General features: G+C 68.7%; 19 protein-coding genes. 9 read left to right on the top strand and 10 right to left on the bottom strand.

Annotated features, from left to right (window positions below; all coding sequences use genetic code 11):
- Positions 1–103 precede the first annotated feature (103 nt).
- Complete coding sequence (locus IEW24_RS10355; RefSeq protein WP_188578147.1) at positions 104–1,762, bottom strand: acyl-CoA dehydrogenase family protein; 1,659 nt, start codon at positions 1,760–1,762, stop codon at positions 104–106.
- Between the two features lie 157 nt (positions 1,763–1,919).
- Here IEW24_RS10355 and IEW24_RS10350 point away from each other — a divergent pair, with 157 nt between their 5' ends.
- Positions 1,920–2,708: an HXXEE domain-containing protein gene (locus IEW24_RS10350; protein WP_188578145.1), complete on the top strand. Its 789-nt coding sequence runs from the start codon at positions 1,920–1,922 to the stop codon at positions 2,706–2,708.
- Between the two features lie 213 nt (positions 2,709–2,921).
- On the opposite strand, the gene moaB is transcribed toward IEW24_RS10350, so the two are convergent.
- Both moaB and ypfJ read right to left on the bottom strand, forming a co-directional pair.
- Positions 2,922–3,485 carry a molybdenum cofactor biosynthesis protein B gene (moaB, locus tag IEW24_RS10345; protein WP_188578143.1) on the bottom strand — a complete coding sequence of 188 codons (564 nt, stop codon included), beginning with the start codon at positions 3,483–3,485 and terminating at the stop codon, positions 2,922–2,924.
- The gene (ypfJ, locus tag IEW24_RS10340) at positions 3,485–4,360 is read right to left on the bottom strand and encodes a KPN_02809 family neutral zinc metallopeptidase (RefSeq protein WP_188578141.1); all 876 of its coding nucleotides are present in this window, start codon (positions 4,358–4,360) and stop codon (positions 3,485–3,487) included. The genes moaB and ypfJ overlap by 1 nt, the downstream gene beginning before the upstream one ends.
- A 524-nt stretch (positions 4,361–4,884) precedes the next feature.
- Here ypfJ and IEW24_RS10335 point away from each other — a divergent pair.
- Together IEW24_RS10335 and rnhB are read left to right on the top strand one after the other, a co-directional pair.
- Positions 4,885–5,529, top strand: a complete 645-nt coding sequence (locus tag IEW24_RS10335; protein ID WP_188578139.1) for a hypothetical protein — start codon at positions 4,885–4,887, stop codon at positions 5,527–5,529.
- A gap of 142 nt (positions 5,530–5,671) precedes the next feature.
- Positions 5,672–6,397 carry a ribonuclease HII gene (gene rnhB / locus IEW24_RS10330; protein WP_188578137.1) on the top strand — a complete coding sequence of 242 codons (726 nt, stop codon included), beginning with the start codon at positions 5,672–5,674 and terminating at the stop codon, positions 6,395–6,397.
- A 70-nt stretch (positions 6,398–6,467) separates the two neighbouring features.
- Here rnhB and IEW24_RS10325 read toward each other — a convergent pair whose 3' ends face one another.
- Together IEW24_RS10325 and epmA are read right to left on the bottom strand one after the other, a co-directional pair.
- Positions 6,468–6,944 (bottom strand): DoxX family protein, encoded by a 477-nt coding sequence (locus IEW24_RS10325; protein WP_210324176.1) that lies wholly within the window; start codon positions 6,942–6,944, stop codon positions 6,468–6,470.
- A gap of 88 nt (positions 6,945–7,032) precedes the next feature.
- Positions 7,033–8,091, bottom strand: coding sequence for an EF-P lysine aminoacylase EpmA (epmA, locus tag IEW24_RS10320; protein WP_188578136.1), 1,059 nt, complete (start codon positions 8,089–8,091; stop codon positions 7,033–7,035).
- Positions 8,092–8,250: 159 nt separating this feature from the next.
- Here epmA and efp point away from each other — a divergent pair, with 159 nt between their 5' ends.
- The 3 genes from efp (at position 8,251) to mutL (ending at position 11,331) form a co-directional block, all read left to right on the top strand.
- Entirely contained in the window at positions 8,251–8,820 is a 570-nt protein-coding gene (gene efp, locus IEW24_RS10315; protein WP_188578134.1) for an elongation factor P, read from the top strand.
- Positions 8,821–8,930: 110 nt separating this feature from the next.
- Positions 8,931–9,353 carry a response regulator gene (locus IEW24_RS10310; RefSeq protein ID WP_188578132.1) on the top strand — a complete coding sequence of 141 codons (423 nt, stop codon included), beginning with the start codon at positions 8,931–8,933 and terminating at the stop codon, positions 9,351–9,353.
- Between the two features lie 109 nt (positions 9,354–9,462).
- A complete protein-coding gene (mutL, locus tag IEW24_RS10305; protein WP_188578130.1) occupies positions 9,463–11,331 on the top strand; it encodes a DNA mismatch repair endonuclease MutL in 1,869 nt (622 codons plus the stop codon).
- Here mutL and IEW24_RS10300 read toward each other — a convergent pair.
- A complete protein-coding gene (locus tag IEW24_RS10300; protein ID WP_188578128.1) occupies positions 11,285–12,223 on the bottom strand; it encodes an EamA family transporter in 939 nt (312 codons plus the stop codon). The two genes, mutL and IEW24_RS10300, sit on opposite strands and share 47 nt — an antisense overlap.
- 11 nt (positions 12,224–12,234) lie before the next feature.
- Positions 12,235–13,422, bottom strand: coding sequence for an MFS transporter (locus IEW24_RS10295; protein ID WP_188578126.1), 1,188 nt, complete (start codon positions 13,420–13,422; stop codon positions 12,235–12,237).
- Between the two features lie 88 nt (positions 13,423–13,510).
- Between IEW24_RS10295 and IEW24_RS10290 the strand changes: the two genes are divergently transcribed.
- Positions 13,511–13,999 (top strand): MarR family winged helix-turn-helix transcriptional regulator, encoded by a 489-nt coding sequence (locus IEW24_RS10290; RefSeq protein WP_188578125.1) that lies wholly within the window; start codon positions 13,511–13,513, stop codon positions 13,997–13,999.
- 102 nt (positions 14,000–14,101) lie between these two features.
- Complete coding sequence (locus IEW24_RS10285) at positions 14,102–14,800, top strand: hypothetical protein (RefSeq protein ID WP_188578123.1); 699 nt, start codon at positions 14,102–14,104, stop codon at positions 14,798–14,800.
- A gap of 8 nt (positions 14,801–14,808) precedes the next feature.
- Here IEW24_RS10285 and rsmD read toward each other — a convergent pair whose 3' ends face one another.
- Together rsmD and IEW24_RS10275 are read right to left on the bottom strand one after the other, a co-directional pair.
- Positions 14,809–15,366, bottom strand: coding sequence for a 16S rRNA (guanine(966)-N(2))-methyltransferase RsmD (gene rsmD / locus IEW24_RS10280; protein WP_188578121.1), 558 nt, complete (start codon positions 15,364–15,366; stop codon positions 14,809–14,811).
- Positions 15,367–15,369: 3 nt separating this feature from the next.
- Positions 15,370–17,472 (bottom strand): pseudouridine synthase, encoded by a 2,103-nt coding sequence (locus IEW24_RS10275; RefSeq protein WP_188578119.1) that lies wholly within the window; start codon positions 17,470–17,472, stop codon positions 15,370–15,372.
- A 183-nt stretch (positions 17,473–17,655) separates the two neighbouring features.
- Here IEW24_RS10275 and IEW24_RS10270 point away from each other — a divergent pair, with 183 nt between their 5' ends.
- Complete coding sequence (locus IEW24_RS10270) at positions 17,656–18,084, top strand: nucleoside deaminase (protein ID WP_373870050.1); 429 nt, start codon at positions 17,656–17,658, stop codon at positions 18,082–18,084.
- On the opposite strand, the gene IEW24_RS10265 is transcribed toward IEW24_RS10270, so the two are convergent.
- Positions 18,069–19,250: an NnrS family protein gene (locus tag IEW24_RS10265; protein WP_188578115.1), complete on the bottom strand. Its 1,182-nt coding sequence runs from the start codon at positions 19,248–19,250 to the stop codon at positions 18,069–18,071. The two genes, IEW24_RS10270 and IEW24_RS10265, sit on opposite strands and share 16 nt — an antisense overlap.
- Between the last annotated feature and the right edge of the window lie 37 nt (positions 19,251–19,287).

Genomic DNA, 19,287 nt, shown 5'->3' with positions numbered 1-19,287 from the left:
AGGGTGGCCAACTGGCCTTATCGGAATCGTCGTCGGCCCCTATAGCGAAGCCGGCCTCACGTTTCAATGGCACCGGCGTGCGGCGTCCCCCGCCGCGCGCCGGTCATGGCGCGTCAAAAGCGCGTTGCATAAGGATTTCGGCCGCCGCGGCCACATCATTGGTTCCGAACAGGGCACGCGGCGCGGCGAGCCGCGTGACCGCATAGGCGTCCGCCACGGCCGAGGGCGCGCTCGCCGCCAGAGCCGCGGTCGCGGCCAGAAGCGCCAGCCGGTCGGCGGCGCGCCGGGCCAAAGCCTCGGGCTGCGGATGGGCGAGATCGGCGAGAATCTGCTGCGCGGTGCCGGCGACGCCGGGCAGGTCGCCCGCCTCCGCCGCCAGATCGGTCACGAGGGCGCGGATGGCTTCCGGCTCGCGGGAGGCCGCTCGCAAAAGATCGAGCGCCACCACCGTGCCGGTGCCTTCCCAGATGGCGTTGACCGGAGCCTCGCGATAGAGGCGGGGCAGGGCGCTCTCCTCCACATAACCATTGCCGCCGAGCGACTCCATGGCCTCGTAGACATAGGCCGGCGCCGCCTTGCAGACGGCGAACTTGACCGCCGGGGTGAGCAGCCGCGCCCGCGCCGCCTCGGCCGGATCGGATCTCGCGCCATCGAAGCTGGCGGCGAGGCGCAGGGTGACGGCGGTTGCCGCCTCGCTCTCCAGCGCCAGATCCGCCAGCACGGCGCGCATGGCGGGCTGCTCCAGCAGCAGCTTGCCGAACACCATCCGGTGCCGGGCGTGGTGCATGGCCTGTGCGAGGGCCATGCGCATGAGGCCGGCGGAGGAGACGGCGCAGTCGAGGCGGGTGAGCTGCACCATTTCGAGAATCGTCGCCACCCCGCGTCCCTCGGGACCGACCCGCCAGGCGAAGGCACGGTCGAACTCCACTTCGGACGAGGCATTGGAGCGATTGCCCAGCTTGTCCTTGAGGCGCTGGAGGTGCAGGGCGTTCACCCCGCCGTCCGGCCGGAAGCGGGGCATGAGGAAGCAGGTAAGGCCTCCCGGTGCCTGTGCCAGCACGAGGAAGGCATCGCTCATGGGGGCGGAGAAGAACCATTTATGCCCGGTGATCTCGTATTCCTCGCCCCCGATGGGTGAGGCGAGCGTGGTGTTCGCCCGCACGTCGGTGCCGCCCTGCCGTTCGGTCATGCCCATGCCGAGGGTGACGGAGTTTTTCTCCCAGAAGGGCAGGAAGCGGCCGTCATACAGACGCGAGGTGATGCGCGGCAGCCATTCGGCCTTCAGCGCGGGCGCGGCGGCAAGGGCCGCAGGCGCCGCATGAGTCATGGTCAGCGGGCAGACATGGCCCGCCTCCACCTGAGAGGTGATGAAAAGGCGGGCGGCGCGGTCGCGATGCCGTTCACCATTCCAGGTGGAGCTGTGCAGGCCCGACGCGCTGCTGGCCGCCATGAGGGCATGATAGGCGGGGTGGAACTCCACGAGATCGAGCCGGCGCCCGCGTGGATCGTGGGTCTTCAGGCGCGGCGGGTTCTCATTGGCGACGCGGCCGAGGCAGAGCCGGTCCTGGCTGCCCCATTCGGCGCCGAAGGCCATGATCTCCGGCGGCACCCGGCCCTGTCCGCCCAGTGCGCCGCGCAGCGGGCCGTCGAGGCCGACGAGGTTGAAGTCGGCGAAGGGCGGCGTCTGGTTCTGCCCGTCCTCGTCCGGCGGCGAGCCGAAGGCCGAAGGGGTGGGGCTGGGCCCGGACGAGACTAAAGCCATAAGCGCTCTCCCGAGACGCGCGGCGGGCTTTGCCCACTCTATGTTTCTCGCCCCATCAGATGCGGCTTTTGCGCGCTGTTCAAGCAAATTGGGTATAGCGGGCCATGGGGATGGGGTGATGCTTCCGCTCAGGGAGCGCGCCCTCTAGTCTCGCCGCATGCCGTTGTTCGCAATCATCTGGCCATGGATCGGACTGGGCGCCGCGCTCGCCCTGCTGATCGTTCTCCTCACCACCGACGGGCTTCAGGCCAACCGCGCCATCCCGCGCTGGCACGATCTGCCGTGGCTGATCTGGCTGGGGTTCACCGCCTATCTGCTGCACCAGTTCGAGGAGCATGGCGTCGATCTGCTCGGGCAACCCTACGCCTTTCGCGCCGACATGTGCCGCACGCTCGGCTATGGCGATGCCATCTCCTGCCCTGTGCCCCTGTCCTTCGTTACGGCGGTGAACGTGGGTTCGGTCTGGATCGCGGGCCTGTTGTCCGTGCTGACCGCGCGCCGCTGGCCGGCCATCGGCCTCAGCTTCGTGGCGGTGCCGCTGGTGAATGCGGGTGTCCACATGGGCGCGGCTCTGGTGGAGGGACGCTACAATCCCGGTCTGTTCACGGCGGTGCTGCTGTTCGTGCCGCTCAGCCTGTGGACTTTGGCGGTGGCGATCCAGCGCGCCGGCGTGCCGAAGCGCGCGCTCGCCTTCGTGGTGGGTGGGGGCGTGGCGGTGCATGTGATCCTGATGGGATCGCTGCAAGCCTTCCTGCACGGCTTCATCGGCCTGTGGCTGCTCAACGCGGTGCAGGTGCTGAATGCCTTCGTGCCGGCCGGCCTCATGGCCGTCGGCATCCGGCCCAAAGCGGCCGCGCCGCCGGAGCGCCCCTCCGCCCGCCCGCCGTCCTCGGGCGAGCGCAAGCCGCGCGCGCCCCGTGCGAAGCCGAAGCAGAAGGCGGTCTAAGGAGACCCACCGGGCAATCGCAGAGCGGCATGCATTCAGCAATAGGCCGTCATGCCCGGGCTTGTCCCGGGCATCCACGCAGTGCCACTGAGATCAGTCTTCCGAGGTCTGCATTGTCGGCCCGGCGTGGATGGCCGGGACAAGCCCGGCCATGACGTTGCTTTGTGGCATCAGCGTCCGGCATTAATGCCGAACCTCCTGCCTACCGCCTCCTCAGACCGTGGCGCCCTGGGCCTTGGCGCGCTTCAGGTGCTCATCGAGACGCGGCAGGATTTCCACGAAGTTGCAGGGGCGGAAGCGCACGTCGAGCTGGTTGACGAGGATCTCGTCCCAGCCGTCCTTGCAGGCGCCCGGCGAGCCCGGCAGGCAGAAGATGTAGGTGGCGTTCGCCACCCCCGCCGTCGCCCGGCTCTGCAGGGTCGAGGTGCCGATCTTGGCGAAGGAGATGATGTGGAACACCGTCGAGAAGCCCTCCATGCGCTTCTCGAACAAAGGCTCCAGCGCCTCCGGCGTCACGTCGCGGCCGGTGAAGCCGGTGCCGCCGGTGGTGATGACCACATCCACCGCCTTGTCGGCGATCCAGCCTTTCACCACGTCGCGGATCGCCTCCACGTCGTCGGTGACGATCCTGCGGTCGGCGAGCGTGTGGCCGGCGGTGGTGAGGCGCTCGGCCAGCACGTTGCCGGAGCGGTCGTCCGCCAGCGTGCGGGTGTCGGAAATGGTCAGCACCGCGATGTTGAGCGGAACGAACGGACGCGTCTCGTCGAGGCCGGGCATCAGATGGCTCCCTGCAAGGTGTTGCACTGCTGCATGGAGCCGCTCTTCAGTCCGCGCATGAACCAGTTCACGCGCTGCTGCGAGGAGCCGTGGGTGAAACTGTCCGGCACCACCGTGCCCTGCGCCTGCCGCTGCAGACGGTCGTCGCCCACCGCCGAGGCGGCGGCGATGCCTTCCTCCACATCGCCGGGCTCCAGCACCCGGTAGCGCTCGTTGGCGTGATAGGCCCAGACGCCTGCGAGGCAATCGGCCATCAGCTCGGAGCGCACGGAGATGCCGTTGGCCTCGCGCTTGGTGGAGGCCTGCCGCTGCGCCTGCTGGAGCTTGGGCAGGATGCCGGTGATGTTCTGCACGTGGTGGCCCACCTCGTGGGCGATCACATAGGCCGAGGCGAAATCGCCAGGCGCGCGAAAGCGGGTGGCGAGATCCTGGAAGAAGCTGAGGTCCAGATAGACCTTCTGGTCCGAGGGGCAATAGAACGGCCCCATGGCCGCGCTGGCATCGCCGCAGGCCGAGCGCACCTGACCCGTGAACAGGACCATCTTCGGATCCTGATAGGTCTTGCCCTGGCCGCGGAAGATGTCGGTCCACACCTGCTCGGTGCTGGCCAGCACCTTGGCGGCGAACTGGCCGAGCTGGTCGTCCGGCGCTCCGGTGCGGCCCTGCTGCTGCGGCGCGCTTTGCTGATAGCTGCCGCCACCCTGCATGGATTCGAGGCCGGAGAGCAGGACGAGCGGGTTGATGCCCAGCGCCCAGCCCACGAGGCCAACGACGATGATGGTGCCGATGCCGAGGCCACCCCGTCCGCCGCCGGGCATGCGCATGCCGCGCCGGTCCTCCACATTGTCGCTCGGTCGGAAGTCGTCCAGACGCATGTCGCCCTCCCGGTGGCTCCGGGCTCCCACGGCCCCGCTTGGGACAATGCCGGCGGGGTGGTCCGGTTCAATCCCGTACCATAAAAACGCCACCTGACGGCGGATCAGTGGCGGCGCGGTGGCGCCCCGTCAAGCTTGTGCAGCGCGGGCGGATCGCCGACGCCGACTCTGGCAGGCGTTCTCGACACGGTTGTCCGCACAACGATGGACACGCCGTTTAATCTGATCGAGCCGCCGGACTTACCGGGGGCGCGGTCCTATCGGTGATCGGCCTCTATTGGCGACTCCAGTCGTCTTGATCGGATGATTGCGCGCCATTCTTCGTGCGAGCGGTCTCCACCATAATTTGACCTGCCGCACCTCAACGGGGTCTAGACGCGGCAGGTCGGTATTATTCCAATCTGCGCCGACTTGGCTTTACGGCCGAGAAGCGATCGGGAAGATCATGGCATAGCCTCCGTGGCGCTCAATAAGCGCATGAGTGGGTGAGCGCCGGCTTTGCCGGCCCTTGTGTGGTGGGGCTGATGTCTGAGAGCGAGTATGAGAAGTTGCCGCCGCGCGGAAAAGCCATTGCGCGGCTCCTGAGACTTAAGCCCGAATCTTTTCGAGAAAATCCTGACCGAGGAAAATATCTAGCGTTTTTCGTTGCGACGATGGTTTTATTCCACCCTGTCGCGTTAATCATGACCTCATTCGTCGCGCGAGCTGCAGGCATCCCGGTGGATGGACCTCTTTATTGGCTTGTGTTTATCGCCATTTTTTCACTTGGCGCGGGCAGTATCGCGAAACTGTACCGCGATCGCCTTGAGCGTATTCGCAGCGGACTCGCGCCGGACCGTCCTCTTGCGCCCCCGTTCCTGCGGAAGCTGCTTCAGCTTGCGGGGTTCATGAATGATAAGTTTACGCATGTCGATTATATGATCTATTATGTGGTGGTGTGGCTTTCTTTTGCATATATTTTGCCGTTGGCAATGTTTGTGGTTGGGTTGGCGCTGGTTGTACTTGGTATAAATTTGTCCAAAATAATAATTGGATCTATGTTTGTGGTGTTGGGGTGCGTGCTTACGCGAGTCGTCTATGGGCTTGTTGCGGCGATAATCATCAAACGTCGCCAGCGCATTGATCGCGCAGAGACGAAGAGGCCGACTCTTCGGGGGCAGATTGGGTGATGGCACCGGTCTGAGGTCAACCTATCCCGGCACATCCGACTTGATCCCGCATCCTTATCGATGACATCTGAAACTGCGTCCTGCCTGTCGCGCGGCGCGCTGTCCCGTTGCCAGCGGACCCAAGGGGAACCAATCTCCACCCATGACGGAAAAAGTGAGTCGCACGGGGCGTCCGGCACGGACGGCCAAGGTGCAGGGTGGCCTCGGCTTCAAGCGCGAGCGTGCCGCCTACAAGAACGGTTTTACGCCCGTGGCCGGCGCCGATGAGGCCGGACGGGGGCCGCTGGCCGGCCCGGTGGTGGCCGCCGCCGTGGTGCTCGACCCCAAGCGCATTCCTGTTGGACTCGATGATTCCAAGAAGCTTTCGGCCGCGCGGCGGGAAGCCCTGTTCGAGGAGATCTACGCCACCGCCGAGGTGTCCGTGACCCTCGCGCCGCCGGCCCGCATCGACCGCGACAACATCCGGCAGGCGACCCTCTGGGCGCTGGCCAATGCGGTGCACGGCCTGCCGTCCGCCCCGCAACTGGTGTTCGTGGACGGCAACGACCGCCCGCCCATGCCCTGCGAAGTGGAGATGGTGATCGGCGGCGATGCGCTGGTGGCATCCATCGCGGCGGCGTCCATCGTCGCCAAGGTGACGCGCGACCGGCTGATGACCTCTCTGGGCGCCGCCTTTCCCGGTTACGGGTTCGAGCGGCACATGGGCTATGGCACGGCCGAACACGGCTCGGCGCTCCGGCGCCTCGGCCCCTGCCGCCACCACCGCACCAGCTTCGCGCCGGTGCGGGCGCAGCAACTGGTGCTGTTCGCGCTGGACGAGCCGGAGAACGTGCCGCTGGCGGCGCTGCTGCCTTCGGAGCCAGTGTAGAAAAGACAGGGGCCGGACGGCTTGCTCCGTCCGGCCCCTTGGTGATCTGCCGACCGAATTCAGGCGGCGCTCACTTTGCCAGCGCCTGTTCCTTGCGCCACGCATCGATGGCGATGGCCAGCGAGGCGAAGGCCCAGAAGGCCAGATATTCCTCGCCGCCCTTGGCCCAGTACCAGTTGATGCCCTTGGTCTGGAGGATGGCGTAGGCCGCGACCGCCATGCAGCCGAACGAGACGAGGCCGATCCAGCGGGTGAACAGGCCGAACGTCAGGCCGATGAAGGCCAGGCTCTCGAACACGATGGCGAGGCCGAGGAACAGGGGCGCGGGGGTAAGGCCGGCGGAGGCGAAGAACTTCAGCGAGCCCTCGATCCCCGAAAGCTTCTGATAGACGTGCGGCAGGTACCAAAGCCCCGCGACCATGCGCAGGACATTCATGCCGTCCGTCAGGTCGAAGCGATTGGGGAGGGTGACTGGGCCGATGAGGCGCCGCACGAAACCGCCGTTGCCGGCAGCGAGCGGGCCGCCCTTGGAAACGCCGATAGACATTGTTTGATCTCCGCTTGTCGATGGGTGCGACCATTCGACTCTGTGCGGAAACGGGCATTGACGCATCGCAAAATGAGGCGAAACGGTGTCACCGTATTTCTACCGATGCCCATAGGACATCCTCGATCTTCCGGGCGCCGCTGGCGAGCATGACCAGCCGGTCCAGCCCCAGCGCACAGCCGCTGGCGGGCGGCATCTGGGCGAGCGCCGTGAGGAAGCCCTCGTCGATGGGATAGCGCTCGCCATAGAGGCGGGCCTTCTCGTCCATCTCCACTTCGAACCGCCGGCGCTGCTCGTCCGGATCGGTCAATTCGCCGAAGGCATTGGCCAGTTCCACGCCGCAGGCATAGAGCTCGAAGCGTTCCGCCACGCGCGTGTCGGAGGGCTTGGGGCGGGCGAGGGCGGCCTCGCTGGTGGGATATTCGCACAGGATCGTCGGCACGCCGTTGCCGAGCTGAGGCTCCACCTTCTCCACCAGAACGCGGGAGAAGACGTCTGCCCATGTGTCGTCTTCGGCGACCCGGATGCCGGCGGCCTTTGCGGCGCGGGCGAAGGGCGCGGCCTCGGGCTCCGTGCCGGGGCCGGCCAGGAAGGGCGAGAGGTGGATGCCGGCATGCCGCCGGAAGGCATCCATGACGGTGAGGCGTTCCGGCGTGGCGAAGGGATCGCAGGTGCGGTCCCGGTGCGAGAGCACGTGCACGCCGCCGGCCCTGGCGGCGATTCCCATGAGGCGGGCGCAATCGGTCATGAGCGCCTCATAGGGCTCCTTGGCGCGATACCATTCCAGCATGGTGAATTCGGGATGATGGGTCGCGCCGCGCTCGCGGTCGCGGAACACCCGGGCCAGTTCGAAGATGCGCGGCTCGCCTGCCGCCAGCAGCTTCTTGGCGGAGAATTCCGGCGAGGTGCGCAGATAATAGGGCAGCGTGCCGCCCTCCGGCCGATGCCATTCGGTGGCGAAGGCGTGCAGATGCGCCTCGTTGCCCGGCGAATGCTGGAGGACCGGCGTCTCCACCTCGACGAAATCCTGCGCGTCGAAATCCGCGCGGATGGCCGCGATGATGCGGTTGCGGGCGATCAGGAAGGGGCGGCGGTCGGCGTAGAGTGCGCGGGACCACCACGGAGTGTTGTCGGGGTAAAAGCGCATGGCTGCGGAACCCTAAAAACCGGGCCTCAGAAACGGGGGCGGAACGGGCACATCCGGAAAAGACCGGGCCGAGGCTGGCGCAAATCGAGAAGATCGCTATGTTGCGCCCCGATCAAACTTTGCGGCATGCCGCCAAAATCTGTCTGAGGAAGAGAAACCGTGGTCAAGGTCATCGCCAGCTCTCTGCGCAAGGGCAATGTCGTCGAGATGGACGACAAGCTCTACGTCATTCTCAGCGCCGAGAACATCCACCCCGGCAAGGGCACGCCCGTCACCCAGCTTGACATGCGCCGCATCTCCGACGGCGTGAAGGTGTCCGAGCGCTATCGCACCACCGAGCAGGTGGAGCGCGCCTATGTGGAAGATCGGCCGCACACCTACCTCTATGAGGACAGCGACGGCTACACCTTCATGAACCCGGACAATTACGAGCAGATCGCGGTCCCCAAGGACGTGGTCGGCGAGCAGTCCGTGTATCTGCAGGAAGGCATGGAATGCATGCTCTCCACCTATAACGGCAACGCCATCGCCATCGACCTGCCGGCGCGCGTGACGCTGGAGATCGTGGACACCGAGCCGACCGTGAAGGGCCAGACGGCATCCTCCTCCTACAAGCCCGCCATGCTGTCCAACGGCGTGCGCACCATGGTGCCCCCGCACGTGGCGTCCGGCACCCGCATCGTCATCCTGACGGCGGATGCCTCCTACGTGGAACGCGCCAAGGACTGAGGCACCGACTGACCTTCGAACGGATTGTTCGACGGTATCCTTATCCAGCGGAACCAGAGTCCTGATTCCCCCGTTAGATGGCTGACGGGGGAATTTGAGGCATCTGGATCATGGGTCGTTCTGCAAAGCGTATCTTGATCGTCGAGGACGAGTTTCTGGTGGCCCTCGGCCTTCAGGACAACCTCGAGGCCCTTGGCTACGACGTGGTCGGCCCGGCCGGCACGCTCGGTGACGCCATGCGTCTGGCCGAGAGGGCGCAGATGGATGCGGCCATCCTCGACGTGAATCTGCATGGGGACGTGGTGTTTTCCGCCGCCGACATTCTGGCGGATCGGGGCATTCCGCTGATCTTCTGCAGCGGCCATGTGGCCCCGCAGAGCTTTCCCGAGCGCTTCCACGGCGCGCTCAGCGTGCCCAAGCCGTATACCATCGTCGGCATCGACGCCGCCTTGCGCGAGGTCTTCGAGACCGACGATGACGATGACAGCGGGCCCGACCGCCATTCCGGCTCCGACCATTCCATGTCGTTCTGATCCGGACGGTTTCATCCCCGCCATGCACAGGCCACAGGCCCTCGGCTAGGTGGCGGGCGTCCGCCCCTGTAGGATTGCGGCTCCCAGAATCTCCGAGTCGCGTCCGCCCATGACCATTCGCCGCCTGCCGCCCGTGCTCATCGACCGCATCGCCGCCGGCGAGGTGGTGGAGCGTCCGGCGGCGGCCGTCAAGGAACTGGTGGAGAACGCGCTCGATGCCCGCGCATCCGCCATCGAAGTGGTTCTGGATGGCGGCGGGCGACTGCTGATCCGCATTTCCGACAATGGCGGCGGCATGAGTGCCGACGAGCTGTCATTGGCCGTGGAGCGCCACGCCACCTCCAAGCTGCCCACCGAAGATCTTCTCTCCATTTCCACCCTCGGCTTCCGGGGCGAGGCACTGCCCTCCATCGGGTCCGTGGCGCGGCTCTCCATCGCCAGCCGGCCCAAGGGTGCACCGCATGCGTTCGAGATCCGGGTGGAGGGCGGCGTCGTCACCCCGCCGCGCCCGGCAGCGCTCAATGGCGGCACCCGGGTGGAGGTGCGCGACCTGTTCTTCGCCACGCCCGCGCGCCTGAAATTCCTGAAATCCGACCGCGCCGAGACGGCGGCGGCGGTGGACGTGGTGCGCCGCCTCGCTTTGGCCCGGCCGGACGCGGCCTTCACCCTCGTCACCGACGAGCGCCCGCCCATCACCTGGGTGGCCCGCAGCGCCGATGAGGCGGGACGGGCCGCGCGCGTGGCCGACGTGCTGGGCGCGGAAGTCGGGCGCAATGTCATTCCAGTGCACGGCCTGCGCGGCGGGGTGGAACTGACCGGACTTGCCGGCCTGCCTACCTTCTCCAAGGCCAATTCCCTGTCGCAATATCTGTTCGTGAACGGCCGTCCGGTGAAGGACAAGCTGCTCATGGGCGCCCTGCGCGCGGCCTATTCCGACCTGCTGCCCTCCGATCGCTATCCGGTGCTGGCGCTGTTCCTGCAGCTCGATCCGCGCGAGGTGGACGTGAACGTCCATCCCGCCAAGACCGAGGTGCGCTTCCGCGACGGCGGCAATGTACGCGCGCTCCTTGTGCGTACCCTCACCGATGCGCTGGCCGAGCGGGTGCCGCGCACGGCGGCCAGCATGGCCGACCGTCTGGTGTCGCTGGCTCGCGCGCCCGAACTGGAGCCGCCGCGCCCCGCCGCAGCCATGCCGCAGCTGCGCAGCACCTACCGGCCCGATCCCGTGCCGGCGGGCGGCTATGACTGGCGGGCTTCCATCGCCCGTCCGGCGGCGGCCGCCGCGCCGGACGCGGAGCTGGACGGCTTCGCCATGGCCGTGCAGTCCACCTTCGACATGGGGCCGCCCGCCGCCGACGCCCGCCCGGCCGAGATCGCGCCGGACAGCGGCGACCTCGACCGGCCGCTGGGCGCGGCGCGGGCGCAGCTGCACGAGACCTATATCGTCGCCCAGACCCGCGACGGCGTGGTGCTGGTGGACCAGCACGCCGCCCATGAGCGCCTCGTCTATGAGAAGCTGAAGGGCGCGCTGGAGCGCGACGGCGTCGGCCGGCAGGGGCTGCTGGTGCCCGCCGTGGTGGATCTCGATCCCGCCGAGGCCGATCGGCTGGTGGAACGGGCCGCCGATCTGGAGGCACTCGGCCTCGTGGTCGAGAGCTTCGGCCATGGCGCGGTGCTGGTGCGCGAGGTGCCGGCGCTGCTGTCGAAGGCCGACGTGACCAAGCTGGTGCGCGATGTCGCCGAGCATGCGGCCGAGTGGGACGATGCCCTGCCTCTGGAGCGGCGTCTTCTGCACGTGGCCGCCACCATGGCCTGCCACGGTTCGGTGCGCGCCGGCCGCCGCCTGCGGGTGGAGGAGATGAACGCGCTGCTGCGGGAGATGGAGGCCACCCCCAATGCGGGCGAGTGCAACCACGGCCGTCCGACGTTCGTCACCCTTTCGCTGGCGGACGTGGAGAAGCTGTTCGCCCGGCGCTGAGGGATGAGCGCTCGAAGCGCTGCACCAGCCAGATGCTGCCCACCACCATCAGCACGCCGGCCATCTGCGCCACGGTGAGGGCTTGCTGAAGCGCGAGCCAGCCCAGTGTCACCGCCATGGCCGGGCTGAGGAAGCCGAGCGAAGACACCACCGAGGGCTCCAGCCGCGCCACGCCCCGGAACCACAGCACATAGGTGACGCCCGCGCCGATCAGCCCCAGCCAGGCAAAGCCGGCGAGGGCGCGGGCATCGAGCGGCGGCAAGGCGGGCTCAAGCAGCAGGGCCACGGGGAGCAGAAGCAGGCCGCCCGCCACCAACTGCCATGCGGTGAAGGTGAGGGCCGACACCGGAGGCTGCCATCTGCGGCTGAGCACCGTCCCGAACGCCATGGACACCGCGCCGCCGAGGCTGGCCATGATGCCCACAGGATCGAGCCGTGCGGAAGGCGTGAGCACCAGCAGCGCCACGCCGGCCATGCCGACAAGGGCGGCCAGCACCACCGCGCCGCGCACCGGCCTGCCGAGGAAGACCCGCGCGAGAGCGATGACGATCAGCGGCTGCACTGCGCCCACCGTGGCGGCGACCCCGCCGGGCAGGCGATAGGCGGCCACGAACAGCAGATACCAGAAGACGGAGAAATTCAGCGCGCCCAGCAGGAAGGCGCGTACCCACCAGATGCCGGCCGGCAGGCGCCGCACCAGCAGGAGCAGCAGCAGGCCGGTGGGGAGCGCGCGGATTGTGGATACCGTCAGTGGCATGCCGGCGGGCAGCATCTGCGTGGTGACGATATAGGTGCTGCCCCAGATCAGAGGCGCGATGGCGGTGAGGAGAATGTCCAGCCCCTGTCGTGGGGCGGCGGCCGGCGCCGGCTGGCCGGTGTGCGAGGCGGTCATGGCCGGTGTCCCTACGGGGTGCGCGACAGGCGGATGCGATCGGTGGGGTGGAAGCGCACGGCGATCAGCATCATGAGGAGGCACAGAGCGGCCATCAACCACCAGGCCGGCGTCAAATCGGCGAGATGTTGCCGCAGCAGCCCGGCCGCCAGCGGCAGCAATGCGGCCAGCCCATAGCCGCCGCCCTGCACGAAGCCGGCGATGGCGCCGGCCTCGCCCGCGCCTTCCCCATGGTCCATGGCGATGATCAGGCCCAGCGGGAACAGCGCGCCGATGCCGAGCCCGCTCAGCACCGCCGCCGGAAGCGCCAGCGCCAGTGGGGCAAGGCACAGCATGAGCAGGCCGCCGAGCAGGGCGCCGATGGCCGCAAGCAGAGCGGGACGCCGATCCGGCGCGCGGCCAACCCAGACCGAGACGGCCAGCCCCGCGACCACTTCCGCCAGCGTGAGCAGGCCCAGCAGCGCGCCGGCCGCCGGGGCGGACCAGCCGAGCCGTGTGTAGAAGGGCGGCAGCCACGCCAGAACCAGCGTATAGGCGCCGGTGCCGAGGCCGAAGAAGATGAGCAGGAGCCAGGCGCGAGCGGAATGCGCGACCGGCGGCGGCTGGGAGGCGCCGGTATCCGGCATGTCCGGGGTGCGGCCCCAGATCAGCAGGCCGAGCATGGCCGGCAGGGCCCAGATCCCGAGCCCGGTGGCCCAGCCGGCCATCTGCTCCAGCCAGGGCGCGGCCATGCTGGCGATCATCGCCCCACCCATGATGGCCGTGGAATAGAGCCCCATGAGCCCGGCCGAGGCCGGCCCGGCTCGCCCCCGGATGACCACCGGCATCAACGCCTGCACCAAAGCGATGCCGATTCCGCCCAGCACGGCGGACAGGATCAGGCCGGCGCCTCCGGTGTCCGTCCAGCGCCAGAGGCAGGTGAGGAGAATGAGGGCAAGGCCGAGGCCGATCCCGGTCTTTTCCCTGAGCCGGCTACGGATATGCCGGCTCGCCAGCAGGCAGGCGCCCATCAAGGCGACCGGCAGCGTGGTGAGGGTGGCGAGTCCGGTGTCGGTCAGGCCCGTGGCGCGCTGGATCGGATCCGCCAGCGGGCCGATGGCGGCCAGAAGCGGACGCAGGTTGAGGCCGACCAGCACCACCGCCACCGGAAACGCGATCCGGCCGGCCAACGGCATGACTTTGGGGGCTAGAGAGGACATGCGATCCCATTTCCGCCTTGCGGATGAAGTGTTTGCGAGATAAGTCTCTACGTAGAGATATATATCTTGATGTCAAGATAGGTGCGCGATGGACCGGGCGGAGCGGGCGGCGGAGCAGTGGGCGCGGGAGCGTCCGGAACTGGCAACCGATGCGATGGTGCTGCTGGGGCGGCTGGGAGAGGCTGCGCTGGTGATCTCCCGCGACAGACTCAACCCGCTGTTCGCCTCCTTCGGGCTCCAGCCGGGTGAGTTCGACGTTCTGGCGACCCTGCGGCGCAGTGGCGCGCCCTATGCGCTGACGCCGACCGATCTCTATGAGGCGGCGATGATCTCGTCGGGCAGCATGACCAACCGCATCGACCGGCTGGAAAAGGCTGCCCTGGTGGAGCGCCGCCGCAATCCCGCCGATGGGCGCGGGACGTTGGTGGCGCTCACTGAAGGAGGCATCACCCTGATCGACACGGTGGTGTCCGCCCATGTGGCGAACCAGCAGAAGATCGTGGCCGTGCTCACCGCCGGCGAGCGGGCGCAGCTCTCCGTGCTGCTGGGCAAGCTGCTCGACGCGCAATCGGCGTGACCCAATCATTCGCCGGCAAAACTTATTGGCTCTTGTCTGGGATAGTGCGGCTTTCTAGGCTGCTGCGGTGCACAATGTATCGCGTTCCGAGAAGGAGCAGTGGTGTCCGACACCTTCTGGCTGGCGCCTCCCGAACAGTCCCTCGCCCTTCTTTCCCGCCTGTTGGCCGCACACGACATTCCTCAGCTCTGGGCGGAGGCCGCGCCTGCCTGTGAGGCGCGCACGCAATTGCTGGAAGCCCGGCTGGCGGCGAAGCTCGACGCCATGGGTGAGCTGGGCGCACAGATGCGCCAGGACATGCGGCCCGGCCTGCTGGACCGGCTGCGCGACCTCTGGCACCTGCTGACCGGAGGGATGCGGTCCGACGATGCCGCGGACGGCGGCGAAGCGGACCTGTTCGCCTTCCGCATGTCTCTGGCCGAGACCCTGCCGACTGGCGAACTGCCCGTCAGCGCCGACGCACTGTTCGCGGAGACGGGACGCCTGCGCGAGGCCATCGGCGCGCGCATCACGCGGGAGCGTCAGGCTGCCCCGCAGCAGATCCGGATTCCGGCGGCGGCTCTGGCCTTCATGGAGAACCCGGTGTGGAGCGCCGACGAGGAACAGCTGGCCGAGATCGCCACCATCACGGCCTACTGGCCGCCGATGGCAGGCAAGCCGGCGCTGGCTCTTGCCGAGCAGCAGCAGGATGCCGGGCTTCCGGTGGAACTGCGCCTGCTCGCCCATGACGCGGCCGGGCACGCGGCCTTCATGGCCGTGATCCGGCAGGCCGGGGGCGCAGTGCAGGCGCAGGCGGCCTGATCAGGGGTTCAGGCCTCAACCGGCTGGAGGAAGGTCAGTTCGCTGTCGTCATAGCGGCGGCGCTCGATTTCTTCGAAGCCTTCGGGGAGGGTGAAGGCGCCGGCCTCCTCCTCAACCACGATGAGGGCGTTCGGGGTCAGCCAGCCGCCCGCCAGCGCGGAACGCAGCGCCGCTTCGGCGAGGCTCTTGCCATAGGGTGGATCGCAGAAGACGAGGTCATAGGCCGTGCCCGGCCCCATGTCGCCAAGGCTGGTGGCGTCGCGGCGGAAGATGCGAGTGGCCCCGGTCTGGCCCAGCGCTTCCACATTGCTGCGGATCAGCCCGCGCGCCTCGGCCGCCTCTTCCACGAACAGCGCATAGGTTGCGCCGCGCGACAGCGCCTCAAGGCCGAGCGCGCCGGTGCCGGCGAACAGGTCCAGCACGCGGGCCCCCTCGGTGGCATCGCCATAGGCGTGGGCCAGCATGTTGAACAGGCTCTCACGCAGGCGATCCGACGTGGGCCGGGTCGCCTTGGAGGCGGGCGCCTGTAATGGGCGCCCGCGATGCCTGCCGCCGACGATGCGCATGCCTTAGCCGCGCGAACGCGGACCCGGCTTGCCGCCCGTGGGGCGACCCTTGGGGCCGCCTGCCTTCGGGCCACCCTTGCCACGCGCGGGACCGCCACCCGGACCGCCTCTCGACGGGCCATCGCCGCGCGGGCCGCCGGACTTGAACCCGCCCGGCTTGCCACCACGGGGACCGCCACGGCCTTCGGCCTTGAAGCCGGGCTTGCCACCGCGACCCGCGCCGGAGAAGCCGACATCATCGCCGCCCGCGTCACGATCACGGGCGAAACGCGGCTTGAAGGTGCCCGGCGCACGCTCCTCGCGCTGGCGGAAGGGACGTTCGCTGCCCTCGCGCTGCGGACGGTCCGAACGGCCGGCGCGCTGCGGGCGGTCGCCTTCGGGACGTTCACGCTGCGGGCGATCCGAACGGCCGGCCCGTGCGGGACGGTCGCCTTCGGTACGCTCGCGCTGGGGACGGGCGCGGGCGGGACGATCCTCGTCCGAACGCCACGGGCTGCGGCCCGAGCGGTCAGGTCCATCCTCGCCGGGGGCGCCACGTCCGCGCGGCGCGCCGGTCCTCGGCTTGAACTCGCGGCCGGGGCGGCTGTCGTCGCGCTGGCGGAAGGGGCGTTCGCTGCCCTCGCGCTCCGGACGGTCGCGCCGGGGGCGCTCGGAGCGCTCGCGGGCGGGCGCCTCGTCGGCGCGCCAGGAACTGCGCTCGATGCGATCGCGGAAGGGCGGAACGGCCTCTTCACGGGGCTCGCTGCGGGTGCCCCGGCGCGGGGCATCGCCGCGCGGCGGACGGGACGGGCGCTCATCCCCGCCACGGCTGAAGCGCGGGGACTTCGCCGCGCCGTCCCGCTCGCGGAACGGACGCTCGGGACGATCCTCGCGGCTCCGGCCCTCTGAAGACCGGCCTTCGCCACGGGCGAAACGGCCGGAGCCGCGACCCTCGCTGCCCTCGCGGGCGGGAGCGCGGCCACGGCCTTCTTCCGAACGCTCGCCACGGGGGCGGCGGGCGGGCTTGTCCTCGGCCAGCGGGGCGAGCTTGCGCTCCACCTTGATCTCGCGGCCCTTGCGATCAGCCACCGTGCCGACACGCACGATCTTGCGGTCCTGCTCGCCTTCGCGCTTGCGCAGCGGCACGCGCGGCGGACGCTCGGGGTCGATCTCCTCGCGGACGGCGCGCCGGGCGCCGCGCGCGGGCTTTTCAGCGGCAGCTTCCGCAGCACGTGCGGCGCGCTTCTCGGTCGCGGTGGCGCGGGCGGGGCGCACGTCCTCTTCCTCGCGCTCGATCAGCGGGCCATTGAAGTCGGCCTGCGCGGCTGCGGTGATGTCATCGCCCAACTGGTCGCGCAGGATGCGAGTGCGCACTTCCTCGACGCCGCCCTCGGGAACGTCGCCGAGCTGGAACGGGCCGTAGGAGACACGGATCAGCCGGTTCACCTGCAGGCCGAGCGCGCCGAGCACGTTGCGGACTTCGCGGTTCTTGCCTTCGCGCAGCGCCACCGTGATCCAGACGTTCGCGCCCTGCACCCGGTCCAGCACCGCCTCGATGGAGCCGTACTCGACGCCCTCCACCGTGATGCCCTTGATCAGGCCGTCCAGCTGCGACTGGTCCACCGTGCCCTTGGCGCGCACGCGGTAACGGCGCAGCCAGCCGGTCTCGGGCAGCTCCAGCACGCGGGCGAGGCCGCCGTCATTGGTCAGCAGCAGCAGGCCCTCGGAATTCAGATCGAGCCGGCCGACGGACACGAGACGGGGCAGCGTGGGCGGCAGCAGCTCGAACAGCGTGGTGCGGCCTTCCGGATCCCGGTTGGTGGTCACGACGCCATTGGGCTTGTGATAGAGGAACAGGCGCGTGCGCTCGCGCTCGGGCAGAGGCTGGCCGTCCACCTTGATCTCGTCCGTGGCGGTCACGGTGAAGGCGGGCGATTCCAGCACCTTGCCGTTCACCGACACGCGGCCTTCCGCGATCCAGTCTTCGATTTCACGGCGCGAGCCGAGGCCGGCGCGGGCGATCACCTTCGCGATGCGCTCGGCCTCCTTGGGGGCCGGGCGGGGAAGGGCACGTTTGGCGCGCGGGACGTTGTTCTTGTCCTTGCGGGGAGGCGATGTACGAGGCATGCGCGGCGATAGCACGATCCGCGCGGCGAGACGAGATGAGGAAACGCGATCCGGGGTGGATTCGGCGTGGCGGGGCGCCCGGAAGGGACGGTTAATTCAATCTGAGCAGTTCCGTCCCTAGATTATAGCGGGGAATCAGATCGAACACGCGCTTTGGGGGCGGGCAGGTTGAGCGAAACTTTCATGCAGATGGCCCTCAATGAGGCGCGCGCCGCCGCCACGCGGGGCGAGGTGCCGGTGGGTGCCGTGCTGGTGCGCGGCAGCCAGGTGGTGGCGCGCGACGGCAACCGCACCCGCGAACTCTCCGATCCCACGGCACACGCGGAAATGCTGGTGCTGCGGGCGGGGGCGGCACAGCTCAAGGCCGAGCGCCTGCTCACCTGCGATCTCTATGTGACGCTGGAGCCCTGTGCCATGTGCGCGGGGGCCATCTCCTTCTCGCGCATCCGCCGGCTCTATTACGGCGCGCCGGACCCGAAGGGCGGGGCGGTGGAGAGCGGCCCGCGCTTCTTCTCCCAGCCCACCTGCCACCACAGCCCCGAGGTCTATGGCGGCATCGCCGAGCGGCAGGCGGCCGAGGTGCTGCGGACCTTCTTTCAGGAGCGGCGGTAGAGCATCCGGCCGTAGGACATCAGGAACAGCACGAAGGCGATCACCCACAAGGTCGCGCTGAGATGGATCAGCGGCATCTGATGGGGCACGGGCAGTGCGGCCACGGCCCGCGTCAGCAGGGCGGCGGCGATCGCCAGATAGATCAGGACCGTCAGCCGCGAGGCGTGCAGCGCGCGGCCGGTATGCCCGAGCGTGGCGCGGGTCATGATGGCCAGCGTCATGCCGCCGATCCCGCCGATGGCCCAGATGTGGAGACCAAGCGCGGCTGGAACCATGGATGGCGCGAAGGCGTGGGCGGCGGCTGCGAGAAAGCCGATCGCCGTCAGCGCGAACCCCACATGCAGCACCAGCACCAGCGGATCGGAAAGGGTGCGCCAGCCCTGCCATCGCGCCAGCCGCCAGAGGTTCGCCATGCCGGCGCACAGCAGAAGAGTGCCGGTCAGCGGGCCTTCGGGATGGGCGATCCAGACCAGCAGAGCGGCTGCGGCCAGAAGCAGGATCGCGCCGTCCGGACGACCAAAGGGCACCGGGCGGGCCGGGAGACCCTGCCGGGCCAGCCAGTTGCCGGTGAAGCTCGGCACCACACGGCCGCCCACCAGAAGGATGAGCAGGACCAGCAGGCCGATGCCGGCGCGCGCGGCGAAGGTGGCGCTTCCTGTCCATGCCGCCTCCAGATGGAAGGCGATATTGGCGATCGCCAGCATCAGGACGATGCCAACGACCTTGGCATTGCGCCAGTTTTTCCCGGCGACGATCTCCCGCGCCGTCACCAGCGCGAAGGCGAGCAGGAAGGCCGAGTCGATTAGCAGCGCGCCGGTCCAGCCGATGGAACCGGACATCAGCACGGCGATGCGTCCGGCGAGCCACAGCCCGGCGAGCGCCGCAAGCGACGCGCCGGCCACCGGCAGGCGGCCGGTCCAGTTCGGGATCGCGGTGAGAAGGAAGCCGGCCACCACAGCCGCGCCATAGCCGAACAGCATTTCGTGGACGTGCCAATCCACCGGCCCGAAAGCGGTCGGCAGCGTGACCCGGCCCATCAGTATGGCGGGCCAGATGGCGATGGCGAGCGCGGCCCAGATGCCGGCGGCGAGGAAGAAGGGTCGGAAGCCTCGGCTCCACAGGGCCGGGCCCGTATAGGCGCGCTGGGTCTGTGCGGTCCGTGCCATGTGGCGGCTCCATCAAAGCTTTTGGAGGCGGATCCCC

Origin of the sequence: Azorhizobium oxalatiphilum (assembly GCF_014635325.1) — a bacterium.
GTDB classification, from domain to species: domain Bacteria; phylum Pseudomonadota; class Alphaproteobacteria; order Rhizobiales; family Xanthobacteraceae; genus Azorhizobium; species Azorhizobium oxalatiphilum.
Note: the sequence above shows the minus strand (reverse complement) of the source record. Positions and strands in the feature narration are given on the sequence as shown.

What these genes read in the sequence shown, in the direction of transcription:
- IEW24_RS10275 (WP_188578119.1), bottom strand. Translation starts at nt 17,472, where the DNA reads ATGCCTCGTACATCGCCTCCCCGCAAGGACAAGAACAACGTCCCGCGC.
- IEW24_RS10295 (WP_188578126.1), bottom strand. Translation starts at nt 13,422, where the DNA reads ATGTCCTCTCTAGCCCCCAAAGTCATGCCGTTGGCCGGCCGGATCGCG.
- IEW24_RS10265 (WP_188578115.1), bottom strand. Translation starts at nt 19,250, where the DNA reads ATGGCACGGACCGCACAGACCCAGCGCGCCTATACGGGCCCGGCCCTG.
- moaB (WP_188578143.1), bottom strand. Translation starts at nt 3,485, where the DNA reads ATGCCCGGCCTCGACGAGACGCGTCCGTTCGTTCCGCTCAACATCGCG.
- IEW24_RS10355 (WP_188578147.1), bottom strand. Translation starts at nt 1,762, where the DNA reads ATGGCTTTAGTCTCGTCCGGGCCCAGCCCCACCCCTTCGGCCTTCGGC.
- IEW24_RS10350 (WP_188578145.1), top strand. Translation starts at nt 1,920, where the DNA reads ATGCCGTTGTTCGCAATCATCTGGCCATGGATCGGACTGGGCGCCGCG.
- IEW24_RS10335 (WP_188578139.1), top strand. Translation starts at nt 4,885, where the DNA reads ATGTCTGAGAGCGAGTATGAGAAGTTGCCGCCGCGCGGAAAAGCCATT.
- IEW24_RS10290 (WP_188578125.1), top strand. Translation starts at nt 13,511, where the DNA reads ATGGACCGGGCGGAGCGGGCGGCGGAGCAGTGGGCGCGGGAGCGTCCG.
- IEW24_RS10310 (WP_188578132.1), top strand. Translation starts at nt 8,931, where the DNA reads ATGGGTCGTTCTGCAAAGCGTATCTTGATCGTCGAGGACGAGTTTCTG.
- epmA (WP_188578136.1), bottom strand. Translation starts at nt 8,091, where the DNA reads ATGCGCTTTTACCCCGACAACACTCCGTGGTGGTCCCGCGCACTCTAC.
- IEW24_RS10325 (WP_210324176.1), bottom strand. Translation starts at nt 6,944, where the DNA reads ATGTCTATCGGCGTTTCCAAGGGCGGCCCGCTCGCTGCCGGCAACGGC.
- rsmD (WP_188578121.1), bottom strand. Translation starts at nt 15,366, where the DNA reads ATGCGCATCGTCGGCGGCAGGCATCGCGGGCGCCCATTACAGGCGCCC.
- IEW24_RS10270 (WP_373870050.1), top strand. Translation starts at nt 17,656, where the DNA reads ATGCAGATGGCCCTCAATGAGGCGCGCGCCGCCGCCACGCGGGGCGAG.
- IEW24_RS10300 (WP_188578128.1), bottom strand. Translation starts at nt 12,223, where the DNA reads ATGACCGCCTCGCACACCGGCCAGCCGGCGCCGGCCGCCGCCCCACGA.
- mutL (WP_188578130.1), top strand. Translation starts at nt 9,463, where the DNA reads ATGACCATTCGCCGCCTGCCGCCCGTGCTCATCGACCGCATCGCCGCC.
- rnhB (WP_188578137.1), top strand. Translation starts at nt 5,672, where the DNA reads ATGACGGAAAAAGTGAGTCGCACGGGGCGTCCGGCACGGACGGCCAAG.
- ypfJ (WP_188578141.1), bottom strand. Translation starts at nt 4,360, where the DNA reads ATGCGTCTGGACGACTTCCGACCGAGCGACAATGTGGAGGACCGGCGC.